We start from the raw sequence: 24468 nt of genomic DNA on the forward strand, positions 1-24468 counted from the left end.
GCGAGGCATCAACTGGGATTCTGCGTTAGAGGATGTCTATCGAGATAGCGCTGCAAGCGCCAGCCGCGAAAACTCCAGGATCGCCACGACGCCATTTCGGCCACCTGCTGGTCCAGCAGCCGGTCGTGGATCCGGGGCAGACCGGCGTCCTGCGGCAACAGCAACATGGCCCGCCGCACGGCCGGCAGGGCTTGGGTACCGAGGCTGGAAAGATAGTCCCTATCGATGGCGGACCCGCTGCGTCCTGCCTCACGGCTGTTGGTCACGCTGTAGTCGGCGATCAGCCCGTTGAAATTGACCAGCGCGCAGCCGTAGAGCGTCGCCGCGAGCGCAAGCAGGTTCATGCGCACGAGCCATGCATTGGGCTTCTCCAGAATGATCCGCGCCATGATCAGGATCAGTCCCACGGCGACCAGCGCCATCCATATCAGAGCCGCGATGCGCCACTGCGTCAGGAGATAGCTCTCGATATAGATGTGGACCCGCTGAATCGAGGATACGACCAGCATCACGTTCTGTCCGACCCAGAGATAGACGAGCGGGCGGATGAGCCGCGACCCCTCCTGTCCCGAGCGGACGGCGGCGATGACAAAGGCGGCCGCCAGAAGTGCCGTAGCGATCAGCGGGTAGGCGCCTCGGTGGGCGTAGGTCGCGTAAGTCATTCCGTTGGGAAGCGCCGCATGTCCCCACAGATAGACGCCATCCAGGGCGGTCTGGATCGCAAACAGCAGGTTGAACAGAATCAAGGAGCGGACGACGGTCTGCTGGTTGAGGAGGGGGCTGACGACCGACGGCGCCTGGTCGCCATCGAGATCGATCGGAGGACGTTGCGTCTTGCCTCGTTGGCGCCAGCGCAAGTTGATGAATGGCCAGATCAGGGACACCATCAGGAGCCAGAAGATGGGACGGCCTACGCTCAGGCTCGACGCAATGTGCTGAGGATGCAGTTCGTCGAGCCATTGCTCGATGACGGGATTGGCTGCCGCGAACAGGAGAATGAAGACGAGGCTGAGGGCGAGGGGGATGCTCCAGGTCAGCACGATGCGTGTAAAATCGTTGGCACGAAGCGTGGCCAAAGTATCGGGGATCAGTTGGAACGGTCCGATCAGAAGAAGTTGCCGTGCTGCGCTCAGCGGCACGAGAAGTCCTTCGGCGGCCGGATCGGTCGACAGGGCGACGGCCGATATCGTCCCGAGGACGACGATCAATACCGACAACGTCGTCAGGTCCTCGATCGCGGGCAACAGGCCTGCAACGAGGACGATATTCGCAAGAATCGCGCGCGGGCGGTGGATCCGGTCGTGATTGGCGAGGAGGCTGGCTGCGAAGAGCGCTGCCGCAAAGATCGGGAAGGAGAGGCCTAGCGTCTGGTCGTAAAGCAGGATGTCGGCGAGCCCGAGCAGGCCGATCGCGATGATGAACTTGTGCCACATGGACTCAGATGCCTCTGGGGAAGCCGTCAGCTCGGCGGAGCCTTTCATTGAAGTAGTCCTTGGTTGAGTCACGACTCGGTCGGCAGCGCCCGCCGATGAAGCGAGCATGACCCTCGCGCGTGCAGCGGTGCCGGAGACGGTCTGCAGCATTTCAGGATTTGTTTGCAGATTTCGTGCAGACGCGATTCCACATCTGGCGCAGGGGAAGCGTGATTGTTACGCAATGGTCGTCTTTCCCTGGGATGATCGGCTGCACACATGCTCGGACGTATCAGGACCGCGGTTCTCTGGCTTCTTGCTCTGCTCTTCATTTTCGTCACGCTGAACAGCAACGAGCCCTATCTGGTTCGGCTGCGGGGCAGTGGCCACGCAGCCCTGCTTCTCATAGGACTTGCCGTTCCGCTGCTACTGATGCTCGGCGGTCGGTGGCGGCGGGATGCCGCCGGACGCGCTCTCGTCGTGGCATGGTGTGTTCCGCTGATCATGCTGACGTCGACGCAGTTCATGTTTGCTTGGCGCAAGTACGAGACGTTCCGCACGCCCCCGGACGTGGCGCATCTGCTCGGCCGGCATTTCATCGTCGGCTACACGGCCGTGGACGACGCCGCCGCGCTGGCGCGACAGGGATTGATCGCGGGCGTCTATGTGACACACCACAACGTACGTGGCCGGACCGAGCCTCAATTGCGCGCCGAGATCGCGCGATTGCAGGCCGAGCGCCGGAGCGCCGGGCTGTCGCCCCTGCTGGTTGCGGCGGATCAGGAGGGAGGCACTGTCGCACACCTGTCTCCGACCCTGCCGAACATGCCCGGCCTCGCGACGCTGGCCGATCTGCCGGCCTCTCGCCGCGCGCAGGATGCGTTCGCGATGGGACGTACCCAAGGTGAGGCGCTCGCGGCTGCGGGCATCACCTTCAATCTGGCTCCTGTCGTCGACCTTCGCCCGAGCTGGACGCGCAACCGACTGGACTTCCACACCTTGATCGGCCGGCGCGCGATCTCCAACGATCCCACGGTGGTCGGCGACATCGCGCTTGGTTATGTCCGCGGCCTGGAAGCAAGCGGTGTTTGCGCGGCGGTGAAGCACTTCCCTGGCCTCGGGCGCGTCGCGGCGGACACGCATCACTTCTCGGCACAGCTCGACACGGCAGTCGATGTGTTGGAACAGTCGGATTGGCGGCCGTTCCGACAAGTGCTGCAGGGCTCGCACGCGGCAATGATGGTCGGTCACGTGATGGTCTATGCGATCGATCCAGAACGGCCTGCCTCACATTCCAAGGCCGTGCTCGATGGCCTCATTCGCGGCCGCTGGAACTATCAGGGCGTGATCGTGACGGATGATCTGGTCATGGGGGCGGTCTATGGCAATGATCTGTGCAAAGCCGTTGTGGAAGCGCTCAATGGCGGCGCCGATCTCTTGCTGGTGGCCTATGACGGGACCCAGTTCCATCGCGTGCTTGCTTGCGCCAAGGAAGCTCTGGCGGAAGGACGCATCGATCTCGATGCACTCCGGAGGAGCGATGAGCGGCTGAGGCGCTGGAGGCCTGAGGACAATCCGTCCGAGCCTTCGACCATCTCGACGGTTCGGGTGGAAGGCGTGCGTCGGAATGTCGTCGACTGACTCGCAGCAGGAGCCCACACTCAGCGCGGGCCGTTGCCCGTCCAGTTGCGCCAGGCGACGTTGGAGAGGCTACGCAGGTCGGTCGCCAGCGGGCGTCGCGTCTGCTTATCGTGCTGGGCAATGACCTGCTCGGACTCACGAATCTTGAGCTGGAGCTCAGCGACTTGCCGCTTGGTCAGTTCCAGCGCTTTCCTGTCGGCGCTCTCGCCGACGGTGAACCGGGCCGTCTCGATCTGCTTCAAGACCGCACGATTCTTTTTGAGCTGGGCGCGATGCCAGGCAACCTTGCTGTCACTGTCCGCAACCATGGTGCACTCCCGCGAAATGCCGCGAAGACTAAACAACCAGGTCTTGATTCGCGACGGCTCCAGGCCGGCATCGGCAACATGGGAATACCATTTGTCGATCTGTTGTCCTGATTACTTGAGGCACGAACGCTCCAGTCCCCCGCGAGCGTCTCGATCTCATTGATCAGTTCGGATGCCCCCGCCTGTGGAATGGCTTGCGTAAGTTCATGATTTGTTCTAGATTGCGGCGATGCTTGCCTATGGGTGCTCCATGCGCGATCTGTGTTGGGTCCGAGACGAGATCGATCGAATGCGTCTACAGGTCGGGCGGCAGCGTCGTGAAATCCTGCAACTGCGGCGAGCCGGAGTGGCGACAGTAGCGGCCGAGGCGCTGTTGCAGCGCATGCTGGAAACTCTCGAGCGGCTGCGGCAGCAGCGCGAGCAGCTCAAGGTGGAGCAGGCGAGCCTGCTGCCTCGCAAGCAGCGGGGCGCCCGGCACGCATGAGATGCTGGCGGCGTTGGGAGCATCGCGGAGCGATGCCAGTCATCTGGAGCCAGAGCGAAAAACGGACCCTCCGGACGCGAGGGCTCTGACCGGCCGATGTGCGTCAGCGGTCCGATACTTGCGACAGGTCGTTGTTCGGCGCGCCCGAGCCGACTTCATCCTGATCCGTTGCACCCTGGCTGGGGCGTGCGGAGCCCTGCGACTTCCTGTTGGCTGCCGTCGTTGGCGCCGGTTCGGAGGTACGAGCCTCGGGCAAGACGATGTCCGGCGGCACGGTCATGAGCTCTTCCGCGGTAGCCTCGCACGATTTGATCTCGAAATTGTTGTCCAGGATCTTTTCGCCGTGCGTGCCGAGCGTGATGAGATCAGCCTGTTCCGCAGCCTCCCAGACCTCGCGCTCGGTACGAAACGGACGGGTCAGCTGTTCGTCATTCTCAAACAATGCGTAGGGCACGAGCGCCTCCAGATTGCGATCCATCGAGGCAGCGATGCCGCGCTGCTCAAAGCCGGCCGTCCATTCGAGGCAGGCACGTCCAGACAAACTGCTGCAGGTGCTGGCTGGTTCCACGCAGGAGAGTGCCGATCCGATCGACCAGTTGTAACGATCCGTCCGGCCCGCCCGGCGGAACATGGACGCAAGCGCGAGGTTGCCCGCGGTGTCGAATTTCCAGGAGAATTCAATGGACATCAAGGGAAAGAAGATCGCGATCCTCGCGACCAACGGGTTCGAACAATCCGAGCTCGAAGTGCCGCGCGACCGCTTGAAGCAGGCGGGCGCGACCGTGGAGATCATCTCGGTCGCGCCGGGCGAGATCAAGGGGTGGGATGAGAAGGACTGGGGACGGACCGTCAAGGTCGACAAGACGTTGGACGAGGCTTCTGCTTCGGACTACGACGCCATCGTGCTGCCGGGCGGCCAGATCAATCCGGATCTGCTGCGTATGGAGCCGAAGGCACTGCGGTTCATCAAGGAGATCTTCGAAGCCAAGAAGATCGTTGCTGCGGTCTGTCATGCGCCGTGGCTCCTGATCGAGACGGGAATTGCCAAGGGGCGCAAGATGACGTCCTACAAATCGATCAAGACGGACGTTGCCAATGCCGGCGCTCAGTGGCAGGACGCGGAGGTCGTGGTCGATCAGGGCGTGATCACCTCGCGCAATCCCAGCGATCTGGAAGCCTTCAGCGCCAAGATTATCGAAGAGGTCAAGGAAGGCCGCCATCTCAAACGCAATGCGGCCTGAGTCCGCAGCGATCAGGGCGCGGGGACGGGCCCAGCGTCCGAAGGTGTTCGGACGCTGGGCCGCAGTCCACACGGAGCGCCTCCAGCGCAATGGGGGAACGCCGCCAGAGGCCCAGAAAAGACGCGCGGCGGGCTGGGTCGTTCCCAATTCCGCCCCCGATCGCACATTGGCCAGTGGTCGACGGCCTCGCAACGTTCAGTGAAACGTCGGAACTTCGCTGCTTATCCCGGGTTTGCCGCTCTTGAACGGGCCGCGGGAGATGTGTCGTGAGTGAGAAAGCAAAAATCGAGGACTACAAGGCTCCGGCCGGCGGTTGGGGATCGGTGCGCGCGGTCGCGAGCATCCTGACGCAGGAGGAGGTCACGCTGCTCGGCAGCGAGATCCTGCTCAAACAGAACAAGCCAGGCGGCTTCATGTGCGTCAGCTGCTCCTGGGCCAAGCCGGCAAAGCCGCACCCGTTCGAATTCTGCGAGAATGGCGCCAAGGCAACCGCGTGGGAAATCACCGGCAAGACGGTCGGACCGGAGTTCTTTGCTCGGCACACGTTAGCTGAGTTGCGGACCTGGTCGGATCATCAGCTGGAAGAGCAAGGGCGTCTTGCTCATCCCCTGCGCTACGATGCTGCGGCGGATCGCTATGTCGCCGTGAGCTGGGAGGAGGCCTTTCGTGACGTCGGCGCGGAGTTGAACAATCTCGATCCGCATTCGGTCGTGATGTACACCTCGGGCCGGGCTTCGCTCGAGACCAGCTACATGTATCAGTTGTTCGGCCGCATGTACGGCACCAACAATTTTCCCGACAGCTCCAACATGTGCCACGAATCCACATCAGTGGCTCTGCCGGAGGTGATTGGCGTCCCCGTCGGTACGGTGCTCCTTCAGGATTTCGACAAGGCAGATTGCTTCTTCTTCTTCGGCCAGAACACGACGACCAACTCGCCGCGCATGCTGCATCCGTTGCAGAAGGCGGCACAACGCGGCGTGCCCATCATCACGTTCAATCCGCTGCGGGAGCGTGGGCTGGAGCGCTTCACCAATCCACAAAATCCCATTCAAATGGTGCTGACCGGGGGAACGCGGATCAGCACGCAGTATCATCAGCTGCGCATTGGCGGCGATGGTGCGGCGCTACTCGGATTGTGCAAGGCCGTGATCGAGGCGGATGATGCCGCGGTCGCGACCAAGAGCCCGCGCGTGCTCGATGTCGCCTTCATCGAGCAGCACACGTCCGGCTTCGAAGCTTTCGCAACCTGCTGCCGGCAGGCGTCGTGGAGCGATATCGAACGCTCCTCCGGCCTCACGCGCAGCGCTATTCTGGAGGCCGCCAAGGTCTACGCAGGCTCACGCGCCGTCATAGCCAACTATGGGATGGGAATTACCCAGCATCGCCATGGCGTCGAGACCGCCAAGATGATCGTGAATCTGCCGCTATTGCGCGGCAACATCGGGAAGCCCGGGGCGGGTATCTCGCCTGTCCGCGGCCATTCCAACGTGCAGGGGCAGCGTACCGTGGGAATCTCGGAGAAGACCAAGCTGGTGCCGCTCGACAAGCTGGCCGAGCTTTATTCCTTCGAGCCGCCGCGCTGGGACGGTCTCAGCACGGTCGATGCCTGCCAGGGCATCATCAAGGGCGACGTGAAGGGCTTCGTCAGCCTCGGCGGCAATTTCCTGCGCGCCGTTCCGGAACGTTCGCTGATGGAGCCGGCATGGTCGAAGCTGCGGCTGTCGGTGCAGATCGCAACCAAGCTCAATCGCAGTCACCTCGTTCCGGGCGAGGTGACCTATCTGTTGCCGTGCCTCGGCCGCATCGAAATCGACCGGCAGGCGGGCGGAGAGCAGGCGGTCTCGATGGAGGACTCCACTACCTGCATTCACGGCTCGCGCGGCCAGCGCCAGCCAGTCGCCGAGACCCTGTTGTCCGAACCAGCCATTGTCGCCGGTCTCGCCAAGGCCACCCTGAAGCCAAATCCGCGAGTCGACTGGGATGCCTGGGTCGGCGACTACGCGCGCGTCAGAGATGCCATCGAGCGAACCTATCCCGACCAGTTCAAGGACTTCAACAAGCGCCTGTTTCAGCCCGGCGGCTTTCCGCGGCCCATTGGCGCCCGCGAACGCAAATGGAAGACATCGACCGGCAAGGCGAACTTCACCGTGCCCAAGGCGGCACTCAATCCGCCGGAGGAAGGCAATGGCGTGTATCAGCTGATGACCTTGCGCGCCGACGGCCAGTTCAACACCACCATCTACAACGAGGACGACCGATTTCGCGGCGTCACGGGTGGCCGTCAGATCGTTTTCATGAACGCGAGCGACATGGCTGATCTGGGCATCAAGCAGGGCGAACTGGTTCGGCTTTCGACCGAGGCCGATGACGGCGTGGCGCGCTCGCTGGGCGGGCTTCAGGCGGTGGCGTTCGACATTCCGCGCTACAGCGTTGCGGCCTACTATCCCGAATGCAACGGATTGATTCCGTTATGGCACTACGCGGAGGGGAGCAAGGTGCCCGCCTCCAAGTCGATCCCGGTCCGGATCCGGATCTCGCGCGACATGGCCGCCTGAGCCGTCCGGAGCGGTCAGCCCGCAGCGCGTTGTCGTGCGTCGCCCGGCGCCACCGTTGCGCAAGGGCTTGTGATCTCCGGCGGGGTCGCGCCGGGGCGGAGCGGGACGACCAGCCGGCACACCAATCCCTCGGGACGCCAGTCGAACGAGGCGCGCCCACCGAGCTGGCTTTCCACACTGGCCATCAGGCTGCGCGTGCCGAAGCCGCGCGAGGTCGGCGCGCGCACCAAGGGACCGCCGGTTTCAATCCAGATCAGATCCAGGCGCTCATTCTCGATGGTCCATTTGACTGAGAGATGCCCGGAGCGGACCGACAGCGCGCCGTATTTGGCCGAGTTTGTCACCAGCTCGTGCAGCGCCAGCGCCAGCGTCTGCGCGGTCGCCGGCTCGAGTTGCAGCTCGGCGCCGTCGAAGGCGACCTGGCCGCCGGTTGCATAGGGCGCGAGTTCTTCGGCCACCAGCCTGCTTATCTTCGCACCTTCCCAGCTTGATAGCGAGAGGATGGTGTGTACGCGGGCCAGCGCGCTGATGCGCCCCTCTACCGCGTCGACATAGGTCTTCACGCTGTCGGCCTTTGTCAGGCGAACGATCGACTGGGCCAAGGTCAGCGCATTCTTGGCGCGATGATCGACCTCGCGGGTCAGCAGGTTCTGGCGTTCCTCGGCGCGTTTTCGCTCGGTGATGTCGATCGTGACCCCGCTGACGCGGATCACGCGACCGGTCCTGTCGGTTGTCGCTGCGGCCGTTCCGACGCACCAGCGTTCTTCGCCATCTGGCCGGTTGATCCGGAACTCAGCCTCGTACGATGTCGTGCCTCGGCTAAATTCCGCGACCACCTGGCGGGCACGCTCGGCATCCTCCCGGTGCAGGAGCGCCATGATGTTCACGGTGTTCAGCTCGAAGCTCTGAGGCGAGACGCCGAAGATGCGGTACTGGCCCTCGTCCCACATCCAATCGCCATTGACACCGTCCCAGTCCCACGAACCCATCCTGCCGGCCGCGATCGCCATGCTCCGACGCTGCTCGCTCTCGACGAGCTTTGCTGTCGATCGCTCAAGCTCGGCCGTGCGGGCCCGTACCCGGTCCTCCAGCTCAAGGTTGAGATGTTCCAGCTCGCGTGTCTTGCGATAGAGCTCGGCAAAAACCTTGATCTTGGCGCGCAGCACCTCCGGCACGACGGGAACCGGTACGTAGTCGACGGCGCCCATCTCATAGCCACGAAGGCGGTCGAAGTCGCTCACCTGGATGGCGGAGATGAAGATGATCGCAATCTTCTGGAACCTCGGATGCTCACGGATCATTTGCGCCAGTTCGAAGCCGTCGAGCTCGGGCATGCAGACGTCGACGAGGATCACCGCGATCTCGTTCTTCAACAGAATTTCGAGCGCCTCGCGCCCGGAGGTGGCGACTACGAGTTTCTCGCCGAGTTCCTTCAGGATGACCTCGTAAGCCAGCAGCTTCGCCGGCTGATCGTCGACCAGGAGGATGTTGACCTTCGCATGTTCCATCATGATGAACCGTTCAGCGGTGCAGCCACATGCGGATCGCAAGGAGCAGCTGCTCGGTGTTGACGGGTTTTGCCAGATAATCGGAGGCGCCAGCTTCGAGACACTTTTCGCGGTCTCCCTTCATGGCTTTCGCGGTCAACGCGATGATGGGGAGCCGGACGAAGGCGGGATTTTGCCTAATGACGCCGATCGTCTGGTAACCATCCATCTGCGGCATCATGATGTCCATCAGGACGATCGAGATCGCGGGATTGCTCTGCACCAGGTCGATCGCTTCGCTTCCGGTGGTCGCCGTCAGCACTTTCATGCCGCGGCGTTCCAGCACGCTGGAGAGAGCAAAGATGTTGCGGGCGTCGTCGTCGACCAGCAGCACCGTCTTGCCGATCAGATCTTCGTCGGAACTGTTCAGCTTCTCCAGCATGCGCTGCTTCTCGAGCGGCAGTTCCGTAATCACACGGTGTAGGAACAACGACGTCTCGTCGAGCAGCCGCTCCGGTGACTCGACGCCCTTGACGACGATGCTGCGCGCCATCGTATGCAGTTCCGCATCCTCCTCGGCCGACAATTCCCGCCCGGTGAAGACGACCACCGGAACGCTCGACAAGAAATCGTCGGAGCGCAATTGATCGAGTACGTCGAACCCGCTCATGTCTGGCAGCCGCAGATCGAGAACCACGCAATCGCACGGCGCGCTGCGCAGCGTCTCGAGCGCCGAAGCTCCCGTATCCGCCGCGATGATCTCGATGTCGTCGTGATCCAACAACTGGCGGATGCTGAGTTGCTCGGCCGCGTTGTCCTCGACGATCAGCAGCCGCTTGCGTCGCGGCTTGGCGTATTCCTTGATCTGCGACAGGGCCGCGCTGACGCCTTCCGTTGTCGTAGGCTTGCTGACAAAGGAGAACGCGCCACGCGCCAAAGCGTGCTGGCGGTCTTCGTCGAGCGTGATGATCTGCACCGGGATGTGCCGCGTCAGCGGATTGTGCTTGAGCTGGCTCAGAACGGTCCAGCCGAGCATGTCCGGCAGGAAGACGTCGAGAGAGATCGCGGCCGGTTGATACTGCTTGGCGAGGTCCAGCGCCTCGGCGCCGCGGCCGGCGATCAGGACCTTGAAGCCCTTGTCGCGCGCAAGGTCGATCAGGACGCGCGCGTAGTGCGGATCGTCCTCGACCACGAGCAGGATCGTATCGCCGGGTTCGAGGTCGAGACGATCGTCCGGCGGGGGCTCGATCCCGCGCTCCGGTGCGGCCGCTTGCTGTAGGGCTGGGGGTTGAACGTAGGGAACGGGCGACGCTGGACTGACGCGCGGCGTCGTTGCGGGACCTGAATATTTGAGCGGCAGATAGAGCGTGAAGGTGCTGCCCTTGCCGGGTGCGCTCTTGAGATGGATCTCGCCGCCCAGGAGGTTGGCGAGCTCGCGGCTGATCGCGAGCCCGAGGCCGGTGCCACCATATTTGCGGCTCGTGCCGGCATCCGCCTGCTGGAACGCCTCGAAGATCAGTTTCTGCTTGTCTTGCGGAATGCCGATGCCGGTGTCCGAGACTTCGAACGCGATCACGGCCGGTGCAGTGTTGAGCACCGGATGTTCTGCGCTCCATCCGCCGAGCGCCGCAGATACCTTCAAGCGCACCCCTCCTTCGGCGGTGAACTTGAAGGCGTTCGAGAGCAGATTCTTCAACACCTGCTGCAGGCGCTTGGAATCCGTGACGATGCTACGCGCAAGGTTCGGGTCGACGTCGATGTTGAAGGCGAGCAGGCGATTTTCCGCCTCGTGGCGGAACGGACGTCCCACGGTTTCCAGGAGGTTGGTGGTGAGGATCTCCTCGGCATCGACCGTCACGGTGCCGGACTCGATCTTGGAGAGATCGAGGATGTCGCTGATCAGATTGAGCAGATCGGTACCGGCGCCATGGATGGTGCGGGCGAACTCGACCTGCTTGAGGGTGAGATTGCCGTCCGGATTCTCGGTCAGCTGCTGGCCGAGGATCAGGATGCTGTTGAGCGGCGTGCGCAGCTCGTGCGACATGTTGGCGAGGAATTCGGACTTGTACTTGGATGTCAGCGCGAGCTCGGTCGCCTTTTCCTCGAGCGCGCGGCGGGCCTGCTCGATCTCCTGGTTCTTGCGCTCGACCTCGACGTTGCGCTCGGCGAGCTGTTGCGCCTTCTGCTCGAGCTGCTCGTTGGTCTGTTGCAGCTCGCGCTGCTGGGTCTGAAGCTCCGCGGCGAGCTGCTGCGACTGCTTCAACAGCCCTTCGGTCTGCATCGTGGCTTCGATCGAATTGAGCACGATGCCGATGGAGTCGGTGAGCTGCTCGAGGAACGTCATCTGCGACGTCGTGAACAAACTAAGCGACGCCAGCTCGATCACCGCCTTGACCTGGTTCTCGAACAACACCGGCAGCACCACGAGGTTCTTCGGGACGGCGCGGAGCAGGGCGGAGCCCACGGGGATGACGTCGGATGGAATCTCGGAGACGAGCCGCTGTCGCTTGTCGATCGCGCATTGTCCGATCAGCCCCTCGCCGAACTGGACGTGCGTCCGGTGAGGATAGATGCCGTCATCGGCGTATGAGGCAAGCAGGCGCAGCTGTGGCGTGGACTCGGTCTCGACCTGGTAGATCACACCGCGGTGGGCGTTCACCAGCGGCGTCAGCTCGGTCAGCAGCAGGCGGCCGACGGTGGTCAGGTCGCGCTGGCCCTGCAGCATGTTGGTGAACTTGGCCAGGTTGGTCTTGAGCCAGTCCTGCTCCGTGTTGAGGTCGGTGGTGAGCCTCAGATTGGTGATCATCGTATTGATGTTGTCTTTGAGCTCGGACACCTCGCCGCGGGCATCGACCTGGATGGAACGGGTGAGATCGCCCTTGGTCACGGCCGTCGCGACCTCGGCGATGGCGCGCACCTGGGATGTCAGGTTGGCCGCAAGCAGGTTGACGTTGCCGGTCAGGTCCTTCCACGTGCCGGCCGCGCCGGGCACGTTGGCCTGGCCGCCGAGCCGGCCCTCGACGCCGACCTCGCGGGCAACGCTCGTCACCTGGTCGGCGAAGGTCGCCAGCGTCTCCGTCATGTTGTTGATGGTTTCGGCGAGCGCTGCGACCTCGCCCTTCGATTTGACCGTGAGGTTCTGCTTGAGATCGCCATTGGCGACGGCGGTCACGACCTTGACGATGCCGCGGACCTGTTCGGTCAAATTCGCGGCCATGAAGTTCACGGTATCGGTGAGGTCCTTCCAGGTGCCGGCAACGCCCGGCACCTGCGCCTGTCCGCCGAGCTTGCCCTCGGTGCCGACCTCGCGTGCCACGCGCGTCACCTCGCCGGCGAAGGCGTTGAGCTGATCGACCATGGTGTTGATGGTGTTCTTCAGCTCGAGGATCTCGCCTTTCACGTCGACGGTGATCTTGCGCGACAGGTCGCCGCGCGCCACGGCGGTGGTCACCTCGGCGATGTTGCGGACCTGCGTGGTCAGGTTGGCCGCGAGCAGGTTGACGTTGTCGGTCAGGTCCTTCCAGGTGCCGCCGACGCCGGGCACAACGGCCTGGCCGCCCAACCGGCCCTCGGTGCCGACCTCGCGCGCGACGCGCGTCACTTCGGCCGCGAACGAGCGCAACTGCTCCACCATCGTGTTCAGGGTGTCCTTGAGCAGCAGGATCTCGCCGCGCACGTCGACGGTGATCTTTTTCGACAGGTCGCCGCCGGCGATCGCGGTCGCGACCTCGGCGATGTTGCGCACCTGGGCCGTCAGGTTCGAGGCCATGAAGTTGACGCTGTCGGTCAAATCCTTCCAGGTGCCCGCGACTTCCGGCACCTCGGCCTGGCCGCCCAACTTGCCTTCGGTGCCGACCTCGCGCGCCACGCGCGTCACTTCGGAGGCGAAGGCGTTGAGCTGATCGACCATGGTGTTGATGGTGTTCTTCAGCTCGAGGATCTCGCCCTTCACGTCGACGGTGATCTTGCGCGACAGGTCGCCGCGCGCCACTGCCGTGGTCACCTCGGCGATGTTGCGGACCTGAGCCGTCAGATTGCCGGCCATCGAGTTGACGCTGTCGGTGAGATCCTTCCAGGTGCCGGCGACGCCGGGCACGTTGGCCTGGCCGCCGAGCCGGCCCTCGGTGCCGACCTCGCGCGCGACGCGCGTCACCTCGCCCGCGAAGCGGTTGAGCTGATCGACCATCGTGTTCAGCGTCTCTTTGAGACTCAGGATCTCGCCGCGCACGTCGACGGTGATCTTGCGCGACAGGTCGCCTCCGGCGATGGCCGTTGCCACCTCGGCGATGTTGCGCACCTGCGCCGTCAAATTGCCGGCCATCGAGTTGACGCTGTCGGTGAGATCCTTCCAGGTGCCGGCGACGCCGGGCACCTCGGCCTGTCCGCCGAGCTTGCCGTCCGTGCCGACCTCGCGCGCCACGCGCGTCACTTCGCCGGCGAAGGCGTTGAGCTGGTCCACCATCGTGTTCAGCGTCTCCTTCAGCTGAAGGATCTCGCCGGAGACGTTGACCGTGATCTTCTTCGACAGGTCGCCCTTGGCGACGGCGGTGGCGACCTCCGCGATGTTGCGGACCTGGCCGGTCAGGTTGGAGGCCATCGAGTTGACGCTGTCGGTCAGGTCCTTCCAGGTGCCCGCGACTCCGCGCACCATGGCCTGCCCGCCGAGCTTGCCCTCGGTGCCGACCTCGCGCGCGACGCGGGTCACCTCGCCGGCGAACGCGTTGAGCTGGTCGACCATCGTGTTGATGGTGTCCTTCAGCTCCAGAATCTCGCCGCGCACGTCGACGGTGATCTTCTTCGACAGGTCGCCATTGGCGACGGCGGTCGTCACCTCGGCGATGTTGCGGACCTGCGCCGTCAGGTTCGACGCCATCGAGTTGACGCTCTCGGTGAGATCCTTCCAGGTGCCGGCGACGCCGAGCACGTTGGCCTGTCCGCCGAGCCGACCGTCGGTGCCGACCTCTCGCGCCACGCGCGTGACCTCGCCGGCGAACGCATTGAGCTGGTCGACCATTGTGTTCAGCGTTTCCTTCAGCTGAAGGATCTCGCCGGAGACGTTGACGGTGATCTTTTTCGACAGGTCGCCGCTGGCGATGGCCGTGGCGACGTCGGCGATGTTGCGGACCTGTGCCGTCAGGTTCGACGCCATGAAGTTCACGTTGTCGGTCAAATCCTTCCAGGTGCCGGCAACGCCGGGCACCTGCGCCTGGCCGCCGAGCTTGCCCTCGGTGCCGACCTCGCGCGCCACGCGCGTCACCTCGGATGCGAAGGCGTTGAGCTGGTCGACCATCGTGTTGATGGTGTCCTTCAGCTCCAGGATCTCGCCGCGCACGTCGACCGTGATCTTGCGTGACAGGTCACCGCGGGCGACCGCAGTGGTGACGTTGGCGATATTGCGGACCTGAGCGGTGAGGTTGCCGCACATCGCGTTGACGGAGTCGGTGAGGTCCTTCCAGGTGCCGGCAACGCCGGGAACGATGGCCTGACCTCCGAGCTTGCCGTCGGTGCCGACCTCGCGCGCCACACGCGTCACCTCCGACGCGAACGACCTGAGCTGATCGACCATCGTGTTGATGGCTTCCTTCAGCTGCAGGATCTCGCCACGAACGTCGACCGTGATCTTCTTCGATAGGTCGCCATTGGCGACTGCGATCGTCACCTCCGCGATGTTGCGGACCTGGCCGGTGAGATTATTGGCCATGGAGTTGACGCTCTCGGTCAGGTCCTTCCAGACGCCCGTGACTTCGGGAACCTGGGCCTGGCCGCCGAGCTTGCCCTCGGTGCCGACCTCGCGCGCCACGCGGGTCACTTCGGACGTGAAGACGCTGAGCTGTTTGATCATCGTGTTGACGATGGTCGCCGACTGCAGGAACTCGCCGCCCAGAGGCCGGCCATCGACGTCCAGTTTCACGGTCTGCAGGAGGTCGCCTTGGGCCACGGCGGCAACCGCGCGCGTCACCTCACGGGTGGGCCATAGAAGATCGTCGATCAACGTGTTGATCGAACTCTCCATATCCGCCCAGGAGCCGCTTGCGATGCCGAACCGCACGCGCTGGCGCGTCTTTCCCTCCCGTCCCACGACCTGGCCGACGCGCTCGAGCTGCTGCGCCATCCGCTCGTTGGCCGCAATGATCTCGTTGAACGTGTCGGCGATCTTGCCGTCGATGCCGAGATAGTCGCCGCCCATACGCACGGAGAAATCTCCGGAACGCATGGCCTGGAGAGCGCGGAGCAGGTCCTGGCTGGCATCGGCCGCCTCGGCTCCGTTGCCTTGGCGGCCAAACCCTTGGCGCTCGGGCATCGGACTGGCAGCAGAATCGAGATCGCTCATCAAGTTCCCCGTGGCAGACCGTCTACCAGCAAAAATCCGAGACTCGGATAGCCGGCGGCCATAGAAGCCGCCGCAACTACTCAAATCAAGCCAGGATGCCGATTTCCAAGGCTAATGGAACCGGCCTTTACTGGCGCGAGTGCTTCAACTCCAATCCAGGAAAAGGGTTCCCATGTATTCGTCGCTGACGAAGGAGGCGATTTCCATTGGAACGGGGAAAGGGGGCGCGTCTCATTCGAGTAAGAGGAGAACCTGCCTCAAGTTCGCTATTGCTGCCGTCTTGATGCCTCCGAAGGGGACTAGCAATGGAAACCACGGCAGAGACGGGGATGCCGGAAGCAATGGCGCCGGGATGCCGACGGATCCGAAGATCCCGAGACGCCTAAGAATGCAGGCCCTTCACGTTGGCAGTGTCGCGTCGCTTCTGAGCAGGACCCGCGCTGCAACGTGCGCCATGTTCCACCAGCGCAGAGCGAACATTAATATCGTGTAACAGAGTTGCGGCGGTCCGCCGTGGCTCCCAGCTGATTGAGATGAAACGATCGGATCTTTTCAGAGAGAACGCAGACAACTGTCTCCAGCTCGCGGAGCGCGCCGAGGGAGAGCCGGCGTTCCGGCGCTATCGACGGATGGCCCAAGGCTGGAAAGCGCTCGCGCTCCAGCAGGATTGGCTCGATGGCGAAATCGCACCGCTCGGCGAGTGCCGGACCGCGCTACGCGAGTAACCAATCTGGATGGAGGAGCGTCCCATGACCCCCCGCACCGTTCTCATTGCGCTGCTGACGGCCTTCAGCCTGGCCTCGGCCGTCGCCGCGTTCACGACGATTCGTCAGGTGCATACGGAAGCGTATTCGCTGCCGCAGCCCATCACCCACATCTGAACCAGCGGCAGCCGAACTTCTCCATCTTCTCCATCGTGGCCCCGCCGGAGACCTGAAGCGGCGTCCAGATTCGGCCGGGCGTGACGGCGTTCACGCGTATGGCCTTCGGTCCGAGCTGCTTGGCCAATGGGGCAGGGCGGCCTTGATGATCCAGAACGGGGCATAGATATTGGTTTTCATCGTCGCGTCGAAATCTTCGGACGAGACATCCAGGGTCGACTGACGCGTCTGCTGCCGCGCGGGTGTTATTGACGACAATGTCGAGTCCGCCGAGTGCTTCGACGGCCTGTTGCACCAGCCGCCGGCAGAACGTCTCCTCTCGAGGGACGTGGTCAACAGCCTGAGATCGCCAACGTTTCGTTTGGATCGCTCAAAGCACCGTGTTGCGCCAGATGCGCGGTCGGCTCTGCGGCCTGTTGGCTCAAGGAGGGAACGAACAGGCGCGGCCCGCGTCGTTTCGATCGAATCGCAGCGGCGTCAGCGCTATCCAATCCGGCGCCCTTCGTGGATCACCAACCAAGGAGAGCCATCCGATGGCGCAGCAAGGCCAAGGCATCGTCAGGACAGGACGCGGTGAGGATCAGCCCGCCGACAAGGAGCGTGCGCAGCAGGTTCATAAGACCACATCTCCGGATGCTCCGTCCCGCGAGGCGACACGTCATCCCGAGCAGGACGGTAACCCGTCGGAGGCCGACTGAGAGCGCTTCAGGCTCTTGGGAACGGCCGGTGACGGCCGAACGTTATCGATCCACTCGCACCGGGAGGACCACATGACGTCGATGCTCGATGAACGCGAATATGGCAACCTGATTGGAAGCGACAAGGTCGAAGGCACGGCCGTTTATGGCGCCGACGACACCAAGATCGGCACCATCGAACGCGTGATGATCGACAAGCTGAGCGGGCGGGTCTCGTATGCCGTCCTGGGCTTCGGCGGTTTCCTCGGGCTTGGGAATGATCACTACCCGTTGCCCTGGCAATCCCTGAAGTACGACACGCGACTCGGCGGCTACGTTACCGGCGTGACCGAGAACCAACTGCGAGGCGCGCCGAAATATTCCGACGAGCGTGAGTGGGACTGGGGGGATGCCGGGGCGGGGCGCAAGGTCGACGACTATTACGGCGTCCAACTCGCGTAGGACCGCCGATCCCGCTCATTGCCCTGGCGAGGCTTGCTGACGAACGTGGCGCGTAGCGGCCATCGTCAGCGATCTCCGATGAATCTCAGGCGGCCGGCGGCTGAGCGCCGCTTTCGGCCGCCGATCCAGCCATCATGCTGCGGCGGCTCGACAGCCAGATCGGGATCTCGCGGTAGCAGGTGCCTTTTTCATTCATCTCCGCGACCGTCCACCGGCTCGGATGCCGTTCCTTGCCGACGAAGACCCAGTCGTCGGCGGCGGGCGGCGGCTCATTCGGCCTCGTCCTCAGCCATGCCGAACGAGCTCCTTTCGGCAAGCGATCCTGCTTCATCTGATAGAGATCATATACTGGTGAACGCATGACGCTACTCGTCCTCAAGCAACCGCAATCCTCAACACCCTCAGCGTGTCGCGTCGTCGCGGCGGAATTGTGGGAGCGGCGCGGCCAAGCTGTGCAAAAGCACGATCAAGCCTGCAATGGACGGCATCTGCCATATTCTTCGCGTGGCGCGTATCACTTCGAAAAGGCGACGCGCGGGGCCGTTCAACAACCCCGCGAGCCCGGACCGACGCCGATTGCGTCCGGCAATGAAGAGCCGCCAGCCTCGACCGGCAGACTGATCAAATCAGAAGAAGGCGTAGCTGAGATCGAGACCGTAGGTGGCGTGGAGAATGAAGCCAAACGCAGTGGCGCCGCAGAGCATCAGGATCGTGCGCAGCTTCTCGGAGTCGATACGAGTCTCTTCGAGATGGGTCGGGAGAGCCTTGATGAGTGTTGTCATTGTGGGACCTCTGTACGCGAAACGAAGACGGAGAGTGAGTTTTGAAAAGTATATCCGAGGTTGTTAGATCCCGTTTCTGGGGAGGTGGTTTTTGTAGGGCCCCAGAAGAGTTCTAATTGTGAAAGAGGAACCCAGCATCGTGCAGTTTTTGGGGCAAAGTTGCGGAAAGTAAATGATCAGTAAATTAAATCTGAGGTTGATATTAGTTGCGTGCAGTATTGTTGCACGTTTTGGCTGTTGAAAGAAGTTGCCAGGTTGCGGAGACGCGGCGTCGCACGTTTTTAAGCCAAATTCCTTCAGGGAAGCGGTTTAGGCGCGCTCAGCCTGCGCGGGCCGGTGCCGATAAGCACTGTCCGAGGTACGACGCCAATGCGGTTGCAAAAGCAACTCGAAGTATAGAGGCAGCCCACCTCGACCTCGGCCGATTTGTGGCGAGGTGTTAACGGCTATGGCGATGTCGCCACTCGCTCGCCAGCTTCTTTGGCATGACTGGTATCATGTGAGTGGTGACGACGGAAGGCGGTCGCTGAAATCTCGCGGGTGGGTGTGCTCATCAAACAACAGCCGCACAATCATCGAGCGTGGATCCCGCGTGCGTCTCGCGTCGAGCCTAGTTGAGGCGTCAGCGTGGCAGGCGTTTCGTGGATGATGATCGCGGGAGTACGCGCGGCACGTCTGCCCGCGTGACGACAGCGCGTTGCTAGGCCGGGGCAATCAAGGCGGAGGGCTGGTCAGTCACGGACACACAAGCGGTCCTTGTGTCGAAAGCTGCGTCGGGCGGGGGCGCGCTGGCGCAGTGAATGATCCGGCTTGCCGGCATGTTGGCCTTGACGGTGCTGCCATTCTCTCTGGCGCGTCGGGCTTCCAATCACCGCCTCGAAGTCAGCACCGGGATCGGGACCGAGTGCGAGTTCTCTTGATGCTCGCGGGATGACCCCCGCAGGCGAATGGCCTCCCGCTGGGTCTGCGATCCGTCGGCGTCCCCACGCGGCGGGGCCGTGAGATGGTGCGGCAATTCGGATACACCAACCAAGAACGGTATTTCCGTGTGTTTCGGTACGTTGCAATCCATTTGCGGACATGTCAGCAGGTAACTCGTTAGGGCGAATGGCCCGCCCAGGCTACCAGCATGACGCGCACAAAGGTTTTGGAGTACCGGCCGGACATCGATTGGCTGCGCGCCGTAGCCGTGATTTCGGTCATTGGATTTCATTTCGAGTTGCCAGGTTTTGGCGGCGGGTTTGTCGGCGTCGATATCTTCTTCGTCATCTCCGGTTATGTGATCTCCCGGCTCATCTGGACCGGCATTCAATCCAATTCGTTTTCGTTCATCGCCTTCTACGAACGAAGGGCGCGGCGCCTGCTTCCGGCGCTCTACCTGATGATTGTCGTCACCGGGATAGTCGCGTGGTTCTTTGCGCCTCCTGGCGACTACCGAATGTTTTTCGGAAGCGCGGTCTCTACGCTTCTGTTTTCGTCGAACATCTTCTTCTGGTCGCAGACCGGCTATTTCGATCTTCCAACGATCGGGAAGGTTCTCATCCACACTTGGTCATTGTCGGTGGAGGAGCAGTTCTACTTCCTGTTTCCGGTCGTGACTTGGCTCTGGAGCAGGCTGTTTCCCGACCCAACGTCGAAGCTGTCGCTCGGACTGATCGTCACCGGAACGGTCGCGCTGTGCGTGCTCGATGAGCTTTGGATCAAGCAATCGCCCTCTGCCGCCTTCTACATCGCCCCGCTGCGGGCCTGGGAGTTTTTGATCGGAAGCATCGCGTTCTTTCTGCATCGATGGTCACCGGTCAGAAGCGAGGCGCGTCTCATCCTTGCGACAGCCGGCATGGGCTCCATGCTGATTCCCGTGGTCATCTTCCGCGCGGAGACACGATTCCCCGGGTTGCATGCGCTGATTCCCTGTCTCGGTACTGCGTTCTATATTGTCGCCTTCAATCAGGAGCAGGGCAGGCCCCGGCTGCCGTTCCGCGAGACCGGAGCCTTCCTCGGCCGTCTGTCCTATTCGCTCTATCTTTGGCATTGGCCGGTGTTCGTCCTCGGCAGGGCCGCGCTGCCGCTCGATGTCGCGACCTCGGCGTTTGCTACCGCCGGGCTCCTGCTGTGCTCGCTGCTGCTGGCCTATCTCTCTTACGTCATCGTCGAGCGGCCGGCACGCGCGCGAACGGAGTGGGTTGGCGTGCGTGGCTCCCCGGTGATCGCGGGCATTGCCGTCGTCCTGATCGCGGTCGGAGTTCACGGCATCGCTCATGACGGCTACGCCGATCGCTTCCCGCAATCCCAGGCACGAATGCTCCGGTACGATTCCCGGACGATGGAGCCGTTCTATCGTGCGCACAGCTGCTTCTTGCAGCCCGATGAGCCGCCATCGGCCTACGACTTTGATGCGTGCCTGAAGCCGGCCGCAAACAAGCGCAACATTCTGCTCGCCGGCGACAGTCTCGCCGCACATTATGCCTGGGGATTGCGCAGCTACCTATCCTCCGATGCCTATCATCTTCTGCAGCTTACGTCAGCGGCCTGTCCCCCGTTCGTCGAGCTCAAGCTGAGCACCTCGCGAAACTGCAACGACGTCAATCAGCTGCTACGCGATCAGATCAGGGCCCACGGCTTTGACGGCGTCGTTCTTTCCGGCAATTGGCGCGCCTATCTCGAAACCTACGGCCAGCCTCCTGCACGGCGCGTCGATCGGTATTTGAACGCGCTGCTGGCGGCAGCTCAGGAAGCCGGCGTTCCAGTTCTGCTCCTCGGTCCTTCGATCGAGTTCCCCGCTCCCTTGGCTTCGACGTTGTTCAACCATGAGCAGACGCACGTCCCAATCGGCAATTCGCTCTTGCCGCGAGAGGGGGCGTTCAAGGCGGACGACCGCTTGAAGGAGATCGCCAGCGCGTATCCGCTCGTTCAATACGTTTCCATTCTCGACACGATTTGCAGCAAGAGGCGTTGCCCGCTGACGATCGACGCGGAAACGCCGATTGTTTGGGACACCATCCATTTCACCCCGGAAGGGTCGAGGTTTGTCCTTTCGCAACTCGCGCCGCAACTGGATGCGTTCTTGCGGAGACTGGGGCAGCCCTCCGAGACCGGGACGCACGAACTCGTGGCTGGCGACGGTCCGACGGCAACCCGGAACGTCGCTCCATCCCAGGTTCAATGATGAGGAGCGATCGAGCACGGGACCTGCGGGAGCCATGAACCTTCGACTGGGGTCGCGCGTTCGCCTGCCGCTGATGGCGGACGCTGCCTTCGCTGAGCCGCGAAGGTGGTTCAACGTCATGTTTTCTCAAGCCGTTGGGGACGACAGACATGAATCCGATCATCAAGGCCATGGCTGTGCTTGCATGCGCCGCGTGCTGGAGCAACGCCGCGCCGGCCGAATCGGTGCGCTGGAACACCTATAGGATCCCGGAGACCGGCACGTCGGTCGACATTCCCGTCTCGATCTTCAGCGACACGGCGGGCCAACCCGGGGGCTATGGCCAGCGCTTCCAGACCGCGGACGGTCGCGCCAATCTGACCGTGCAGTCGATGCCCAATGACACCCGGGAGTCGCCGGCGCGATTCCTCGCCCAGAAGAACCCGCCGCCGAACATCCAGTACAAGCGGATCACCTCGCGCTTCTTCGCGGTGTCGAGCTACAAGGGCGATTACGTCTGGTATAATCGCTGCAACTTCGTTGGGGGCTATGTCCACTGCGTGCTGATCAACTACCCCCGGGCCTGGGAGCGCGATTGGGACGGCATCGTCACCCGCATCAGCCTGTCGCTGAATCGGAGCTGAGCGGGACGCCCATAGCGAAGCCTGGGACCGGCGGCTTTGATCCGCCTCAATGATACCGTCGGGCTCCGTCGCATAAGCTTCGGCTTCATTTCAGCCGCCGCTTACAGACGAGCCCGCCCCTCATGGCCGCCGCGTCCTTCACCGTCCGGGCCGAAAGCGCCAGCGCGATCGCCACCATCAGGTGCCGCAGCGCGCAGGATGCGCTGCTCACGGCAAACGCCTATCTGCGTCTCGGCGCTGCCTGCGTCAGCATAGAGACTCCGGGTGGACAGAGGATGAGCCCAGACCGGCTCGATGCGCTGCTCAACGATTCCGGCGGGCGCATCGGCTTGTGAAGCCGGGCGTCATGCAGATCGGCAATCATCGCTGGCGTGATCGCGACGGCCTGCCCGGTGCCTCCCGGGAGCACATCCAGGTTCAGGGTGACGACGCTTCGATGCGGTCGTCGGGCAGCACCGTCGGCCACGAGACATCCGCGATATAGGGGCCGTAGAGGACGTCCTGACGCCGCTGGTAAATGATCGTGAGGGCGACAGCGGCGATGAAACAGATTGCGGCAAACATGGCTAGTTCAAACATGGTTCAACTCCATCGCCCAAGACGTGGCGGATGAAGGGCGCCGGCGTCAAATGGAAGCCGCCATTAAGCTGAAGAGCAAAGCTTGATGCGCGTTGGTTTTCCGGACGAGCAGTCTGCAAGCAGACAGCCAAAGTGAGCCGGCGGCGCCCGCGCGGCTCAATCTCGGATCGAAATTCCGGCCACTCGGCCGCGAGCTACTCCGCGACGGTCGACTGATCGGTATTGAGCTCTGGAAACATCGCCCGGCAGCTCAGGCAATAGGATTCGAAAATGAAGCTCAGCAACGCGGACATCGGTAACCCCTACGGTCGATTTGATGTTCGGCAACATGCCGGGGGTCTGTTTCACGACGACTTCGTAGGCGCGGCGAAATGGTTTCGATCGGCTCCCGGAATGTTTCGTCCTGCGCGGGGGAGGGGCGATTGATCAGCGACTGTGACATCATCATCGACCAGCCCGGCTCATCCGCAGTTCAGGACGTGGGCGCGTGCAAGCTCCTGAAGATGAAGTTGTTGCAGTAGTCCTTTCGCTTCCAGAACCATTCGCCATCGGCGCGCTGGTGGATCTCCGGGTCGAAGCCGGACAACGGAAGCAATCTCCCGCGGCTCAGGAATTGGCCTCGATAGCCAAGACCCCGCAGGAGCAAGAACGTCTCCTTCACCCTGTCGAGCGTCGCTAGGCGGTGGTCGCACTCGACCACGATCAACGGCCGGCATCGGCGCAAGGTGCGCTCGGCGCCGCGCAGCACGTCGAGTTCGGCACCCTCGACGTCGATCTTGATCGCAGACACGTTTCCCGTATCGGGGAGATAGTCGTCCAACGACGTCGTCTGCACCTGGATCGTCTTCGAGGTCTCGGCGGGGCGGAGCAGCGAGGCCCCGGGCTGGTGCCCCTCGGGCACGAACAGGGTCTTCTTGCTGGAGCACGAATAGACGGCGCGCGCTTCGACCACGACGTTGTCGAGCGAGAACCGCTTGCAGAGCCGCGCCAATCTTTCGGCCAGGTCCGGCTGGGGCTCGAAGGCGACGACCCGCCCCGGCGCCGACCACCGCGCCAGCCAGTAGAGAAAACTGCCCTTGTTGGCGCCGATGTCGCAGACGACGTCGCCGCGCCGGATGTGACGCCGCAGCTCGGAAAGCTCCGTCTTGTGGTCGCGGAATCTGGACCGCAAAATTCTCACCAGAAACCGGGATGCTTCATGTTTCGCCAACCGAGCCCCCCAATGCCATGGCCACGCATGCGCCAAACGAAGGCAAGCTTGGGTGCGCACGCCCTGTCGTTCACGGCAATGTTTCGAAATGGACGAGCGGCGGGGCGCCACGATGGCGCTGGCGTGGCGATTGGCGATCCCAGCAGGACTCGAACCTGCAACCCGCGGAGTAGAAATCCGCTACTCTATCCAGTTGAGCTATGGGACCGTCGTCGCGACGTGAACGGCACGGGCGGACGTCGCGGGATGACTCCCCGAGGCGAAGCCCCGCCGGTACGGCCATCCCATAGCATGGGTCATATGAAAAATCTTCCGTTTCGCCAAGACCGTCCGAACCGGATACGGGCCGGCGGCGACCAAGCGGAGGCGGAGGAGGGTCATCAAGGGCCGTTCGCGCGTCAGCGGCGCTGGTCAAACGGCTGCCGCGGTCTTTGCCGGTATGCCATGTCCTGTGAACATGTCCTTTGAATTGCCGTTGATGAACAGATTTTCCCGGCCGCGGCCGCCTGCCGATGGCAGCCAAGGCCACGGGTCGCTATCTTGGCCCCTACAACTCTTGCCATCAGTCCGTCACCATTTCGCGTCCATTCTCGCCACCAATCGGCCAAACACGGGCGTCGATCCGT

20 protein-coding genes, 1 tRNA gene and 1 pseudogene are annotated in these 24468 nt (G+C 62.9%); 11 read left to right on the forward strand and 11 right to left on the reverse strand.

Translation table 11 applies throughout. The features are described 5' to 3' along the window. Positions 1 to 8: 8 nt before the first annotated feature. Positions 9 to 1481, reverse strand: a complete 1473-nt coding sequence (locus QX132_RS03910; RefSeq protein ID WP_316160141.1) for a DUF4173 domain-containing protein — start codon at positions 1479 to 1481, stop codon at positions 9 to 11. A gap of 210 nt (positions 1482 to 1691) precedes the next feature. Here QX132_RS03910 and QX132_RS03915 point away from each other — a divergent pair, with 210 nt between their 5' ends. Beyond that, a complete protein-coding gene (locus QX132_RS03915) occupies positions 1692 to 3053 on the forward strand; it encodes a glycoside hydrolase family 3 N-terminal domain-containing protein (protein WP_316160143.1) in 1362 nt (453 codons plus the stop codon). 20 nt (positions 3054 to 3073) lie between these two features. On the opposite strand, the gene QX132_RS03920 is transcribed toward QX132_RS03915, so the two are convergent. Then, the gene (locus QX132_RS03920; RefSeq protein WP_316160144.1) at positions 3074 to 3361 is read right to left on the reverse strand and encodes a hypothetical protein; all 288 of its coding nucleotides are present in this window, start codon (positions 3359 to 3361) and stop codon (positions 3074 to 3076) included. Positions 3362 to 3650: 289 nt separating this feature from the next. Here QX132_RS03920 and QX132_RS03925 point away from each other — a divergent pair, with 289 nt between their 5' ends. After that, positions 3651 to 3845, forward strand: a complete 195-nt coding sequence (locus tag QX132_RS03925; protein ID WP_315810964.1) for a hypothetical protein — start codon at positions 3651 to 3653, stop codon at positions 3843 to 3845. A 103-nt stretch (positions 3846 to 3948) separates the two neighbouring features. Here the strand turns inward: QX132_RS03925 and QX132_RS03930 are convergent, their stop codons facing one another. Then, the gene (locus tag QX132_RS03930; RefSeq protein ID WP_315810965.1) at positions 3949 to 4533 is read right to left on the reverse strand and encodes a hypothetical protein; all 585 of its coding nucleotides are present in this window, start codon (positions 4531 to 4533) and stop codon (positions 3949 to 3951) included. On the opposite strand from QX132_RS03930, the gene QX132_RS03935 reads away from it, so the two are divergent. Together QX132_RS03935 and QX132_RS03940 are read left to right on the forward strand one after the other, a co-directional pair. Beyond that, on the forward strand, positions 4526 to 5086 hold the full coding sequence (locus tag QX132_RS03935; protein ID WP_316160145.1) for a type 1 glutamine amidotransferase domain-containing protein: 561 nt from the start codon (positions 4526 to 4528) through the stop codon (positions 5084 to 5086). The two genes, QX132_RS03930 and QX132_RS03935, sit on opposite strands and share 8 nt — an antisense overlap. Before the next feature lie 266 nt (positions 5087 to 5352). Continuing rightward, complete coding sequence (locus QX132_RS03940) at positions 5353 to 7644, forward strand: FdhF/YdeP family oxidoreductase (protein ID WP_316160146.1); 2292 nt, start codon at positions 5353 to 5355, stop codon at positions 7642 to 7644. A gap of 14 nt (positions 7645 to 7658) precedes the next feature. Here QX132_RS03940 and QX132_RS03945 read toward each other — a convergent pair whose 3' ends face one another. Further along, the gene (locus QX132_RS03945) at positions 7659 to 9152 is read right to left on the reverse strand and encodes an HWE histidine kinase domain-containing protein (RefSeq protein WP_315797467.1); all 1494 of its coding nucleotides are present in this window, start codon (positions 9150 to 9152) and stop codon (positions 7659 to 7661) included. Between the two features lie 13 nt (positions 9153 to 9165). Beyond that, positions 9166 to 15345: a HAMP domain-containing protein gene (locus QX132_RS03950; protein WP_315770875.1), complete on the reverse strand. Its 6180-nt coding sequence runs from the start codon at positions 15343 to 15345 to the stop codon at positions 9166 to 9168. A gap of 650 nt (positions 15346 to 15995) precedes the next feature. Here QX132_RS03950 and QX132_RS03955 point away from each other — a divergent pair. Together QX132_RS03955 and QX132_RS03960 are read left to right on the forward strand one after the other, a co-directional pair. After that, positions 15996 to 16187, forward strand: a complete 192-nt coding sequence (locus tag QX132_RS03955; protein ID WP_315810969.1) for a hypothetical protein — start codon at positions 15996 to 15998, stop codon at positions 16185 to 16187. Between the two features lie 24 nt (positions 16188 to 16211). Continuing rightward, positions 16212 to 16343 (forward strand): hypothetical protein, encoded by a 132-nt coding sequence (locus tag QX132_RS03960; protein ID WP_315756589.1) that lies wholly within the window; start codon positions 16212 to 16214, stop codon positions 16341 to 16343. Between the two features lie 10 nt (positions 16344 to 16353). On the opposite strand, the pseudogene QX132_RS03965 reads toward QX132_RS03960, so the two are convergent. Continuing rightward, positions 16354 to 16665 (reverse strand): annotated as a pseudogene (locus QX132_RS03965) (SDR family oxidoreductase); the annotation flags it as partial. Between the two features lie 211 nt (positions 16666 to 16876). On the opposite strand from QX132_RS03965, the gene QX132_RS03970 reads away from it, so the two are divergent. Both QX132_RS03970 and QX132_RS03975 read left to right on the forward strand, forming a co-directional pair. Beyond that, positions 16877 to 17041, forward strand: a complete 165-nt coding sequence (locus tag QX132_RS03970) for a hypothetical protein (RefSeq protein ID WP_315738065.1) — start codon at positions 16877 to 16879, stop codon at positions 17039 to 17041. A 72-nt stretch (positions 17042 to 17113) separates the two neighbouring features. Next, complete coding sequence (locus QX132_RS03975) at positions 17114 to 17482, forward strand: PRC-barrel domain-containing protein (RefSeq protein ID WP_315738064.1); 369 nt, start codon at positions 17114 to 17116, stop codon at positions 17480 to 17482. An 85-nt stretch (positions 17483 to 17567) separates the two neighbouring features. Here the strand turns inward: QX132_RS03975 and QX132_RS03980 are convergent, their stop codons facing one another. Together QX132_RS03980 and QX132_RS03985 are read right to left on the reverse strand one after the other, a co-directional pair. Further along, positions 17568 to 17843 carry a hypothetical protein gene (locus QX132_RS03980; RefSeq protein WP_315738063.1) on the reverse strand — a complete coding sequence of 92 codons (276 nt, stop codon included), beginning with the start codon at positions 17841 to 17843 and terminating at the stop codon, positions 17568 to 17570. 265 nt (positions 17844 to 18108) lie between these two features. Continuing rightward, the gene (locus tag QX132_RS03985) at positions 18109 to 18264 is read right to left on the reverse strand and encodes a hypothetical protein (RefSeq protein ID WP_315738062.1); all 156 of its coding nucleotides are present in this window, start codon (positions 18262 to 18264) and stop codon (positions 18109 to 18111) included. A 1129-nt stretch (positions 18265 to 19393) separates the two neighbouring features. Here QX132_RS03985 and QX132_RS03990 point away from each other — a divergent pair. The 3 genes from QX132_RS03990 to QX132_RS04000 all read left to right on the forward strand — a co-directional run bounded on the left by QX132_RS03990 (position 19394) and on the right by QX132_RS04000 (position 22388). Beyond that, on the forward strand, positions 19394 to 21430 hold the full coding sequence (locus QX132_RS03990) for an acyltransferase family protein (protein ID WP_315797463.1): 2037 nt from the start codon (positions 19394 to 19396) through the stop codon (positions 21428 to 21430). Positions 21431 to 21579: 149 nt separating this feature from the next. Then, the gene (locus QX132_RS03995) at positions 21580 to 22053 is read left to right on the forward strand and encodes a hypothetical protein (RefSeq protein WP_315759349.1); all 474 of its coding nucleotides are present in this window, start codon (positions 21580 to 21582) and stop codon (positions 22051 to 22053) included. Positions 22054 to 22175: 122 nt separating this feature from the next. Further along, a complete protein-coding gene (locus QX132_RS04000) occupies positions 22176 to 22388 on the forward strand; it encodes a hypothetical protein (RefSeq protein WP_315738059.1) in 213 nt (70 codons plus the stop codon). Between the two features lie 82 nt (positions 22389 to 22470). Here QX132_RS04000 and QX132_RS04005 read toward each other — a convergent pair whose 3' ends face one another. The 3 genes from QX132_RS04005 to QX132_RS04015 all read right to left on the reverse strand — a co-directional run bounded on the left by QX132_RS04005 (position 22471) and on the right by QX132_RS04015 (position 24050). Continuing rightward, positions 22471 to 22632: a hypothetical protein gene (locus tag QX132_RS04005; RefSeq protein ID WP_315797462.1), complete on the reverse strand. Its 162-nt coding sequence runs from the start codon at positions 22630 to 22632 to the stop codon at positions 22471 to 22473. A 472-nt stretch (positions 22633 to 23104) separates the two neighbouring features. Next, entirely contained in the window at positions 23105 to 23842 is a 738-nt protein-coding gene (locus tag QX132_RS04010) for an FkbM family methyltransferase (RefSeq protein WP_315797539.1), read from the reverse strand. Positions 23843 to 23973: 131 nt separating this feature from the next. Then, positions 23974 to 24050 (reverse strand) — tRNA-Arg (locus QX132_RS04015). Positions 24051 to 24468 lie beyond the last annotated feature (418 nt).

This window comes from Bradyrhizobium sp. SZCCHNRI20481 (genome assembly GCF_032485055.1).
GTDB lineage: Bacteria > Pseudomonadota > Alphaproteobacteria > Rhizobiales > Xanthobacteraceae > Bradyrhizobium.

Excerpts from the sequence above, each read along its gene's own strand:
- QX132_RS03925 (WP_315810964.1), top strand. The coding sequence starts at position 3,651 with ATGCGTCTACAGGTCGGGCGGCAGCGTCGTGAAATCCTGCAACTGCGG.
- QX132_RS04005 (WP_315797462.1), bottom strand. The coding sequence starts at position 22,632 with ATGTTTGAACTAGCCATGTTTGCCGCAATCTGTTTCATCGCCGCTGTC.
- QX132_RS03980 (WP_315738063.1), bottom strand. The coding sequence starts at position 17,843 with ATGCGTTCACCAGTATATGATCTCTATCAGATGAAGCAGGATCGCTTG.
- QX132_RS03915 (WP_316160143.1), top strand. The coding sequence starts at position 1,692 with ATGCTCGGACGTATCAGGACCGCGGTTCTCTGGCTTCTTGCTCTGCTC.
- QX132_RS03960 (WP_315756589.1), top strand. The coding sequence starts at position 16,212 with ATGACCCCCCGCACCGTTCTCATTGCGCTGCTGACGGCCTTCAGCCTG.
- QX132_RS03995 (WP_315759349.1), top strand. The coding sequence starts at position 21,580 with ATGAATCCGATCATCAAGGCCATGGCTGTGCTTGCATGCGCCGCGTGC.
- QX132_RS03970 (WP_315738065.1), top strand. The coding sequence starts at position 16,877 with ATGGCGCAGCAAGGCCAAGGCATCGTCAGGACAGGACGCGGTGAGGAT.
- QX132_RS04000 (WP_315738059.1), top strand. The coding sequence starts at position 22,176 with ATGGCCGCCGCGTCCTTCACCGTCCGGGCCGAAAGCGCCAGCGCGATC.
- QX132_RS03945 (WP_315797467.1), bottom strand. The coding sequence starts at position 9,152 with ATGGAACATGCGAAGGTCAACATCCTCCTGGTCGACGATCAGCCGGCG.
- QX132_RS03935 (WP_316160145.1), top strand. The coding sequence starts at position 4,526 with ATGGACATCAAGGGAAAGAAGATCGCGATCCTCGCGACCAACGGGTTC.
- QX132_RS03910 (WP_316160141.1), bottom strand. The coding sequence starts at position 1,481 with ATGAAAGGCTCCGCCGAGCTGACGGCTTCCCCAGAGGCATCTGAGTCC.
- QX132_RS03950 (WP_315770875.1), bottom strand. The coding sequence starts at position 15,345 with ATGCGTTCCGGAGATTTCTCCGTGCGTATGGGCGGCGACTATCTCGGC.
- QX132_RS03920 (WP_316160144.1), bottom strand. The coding sequence starts at position 3,361 with ATGGTTGCGGACAGTGACAGCAAGGTTGCCTGGCATCGCGCCCAGCTC.
- QX132_RS03930 (WP_315810965.1), bottom strand. The coding sequence starts at position 4,533 with ATGTCCATTGAATTCTCCTGGAAATTCGACACCGCGGGCAACCTCGCG.
- QX132_RS03990 (WP_315797463.1), top strand. The coding sequence starts at position 19,394 with ATGACGCGCACAAAGGTTTTGGAGTACCGGCCGGACATCGATTGGCTG.
- QX132_RS03955 (WP_315810969.1), top strand. The coding sequence starts at position 15,996 with ATGAAACGATCGGATCTTTTCAGAGAGAACGCAGACAACTGTCTCCAG.
- QX132_RS03985 (WP_315738062.1), bottom strand. The coding sequence starts at position 18,264 with ATGACAACACTCATCAAGGCTCTCCCGACCCATCTCGAAGAGACTCGT.
- QX132_RS03975 (WP_315738064.1), top strand. The coding sequence starts at position 17,114 with ATGACGTCGATGCTCGATGAACGCGAATATGGCAACCTGATTGGAAGC.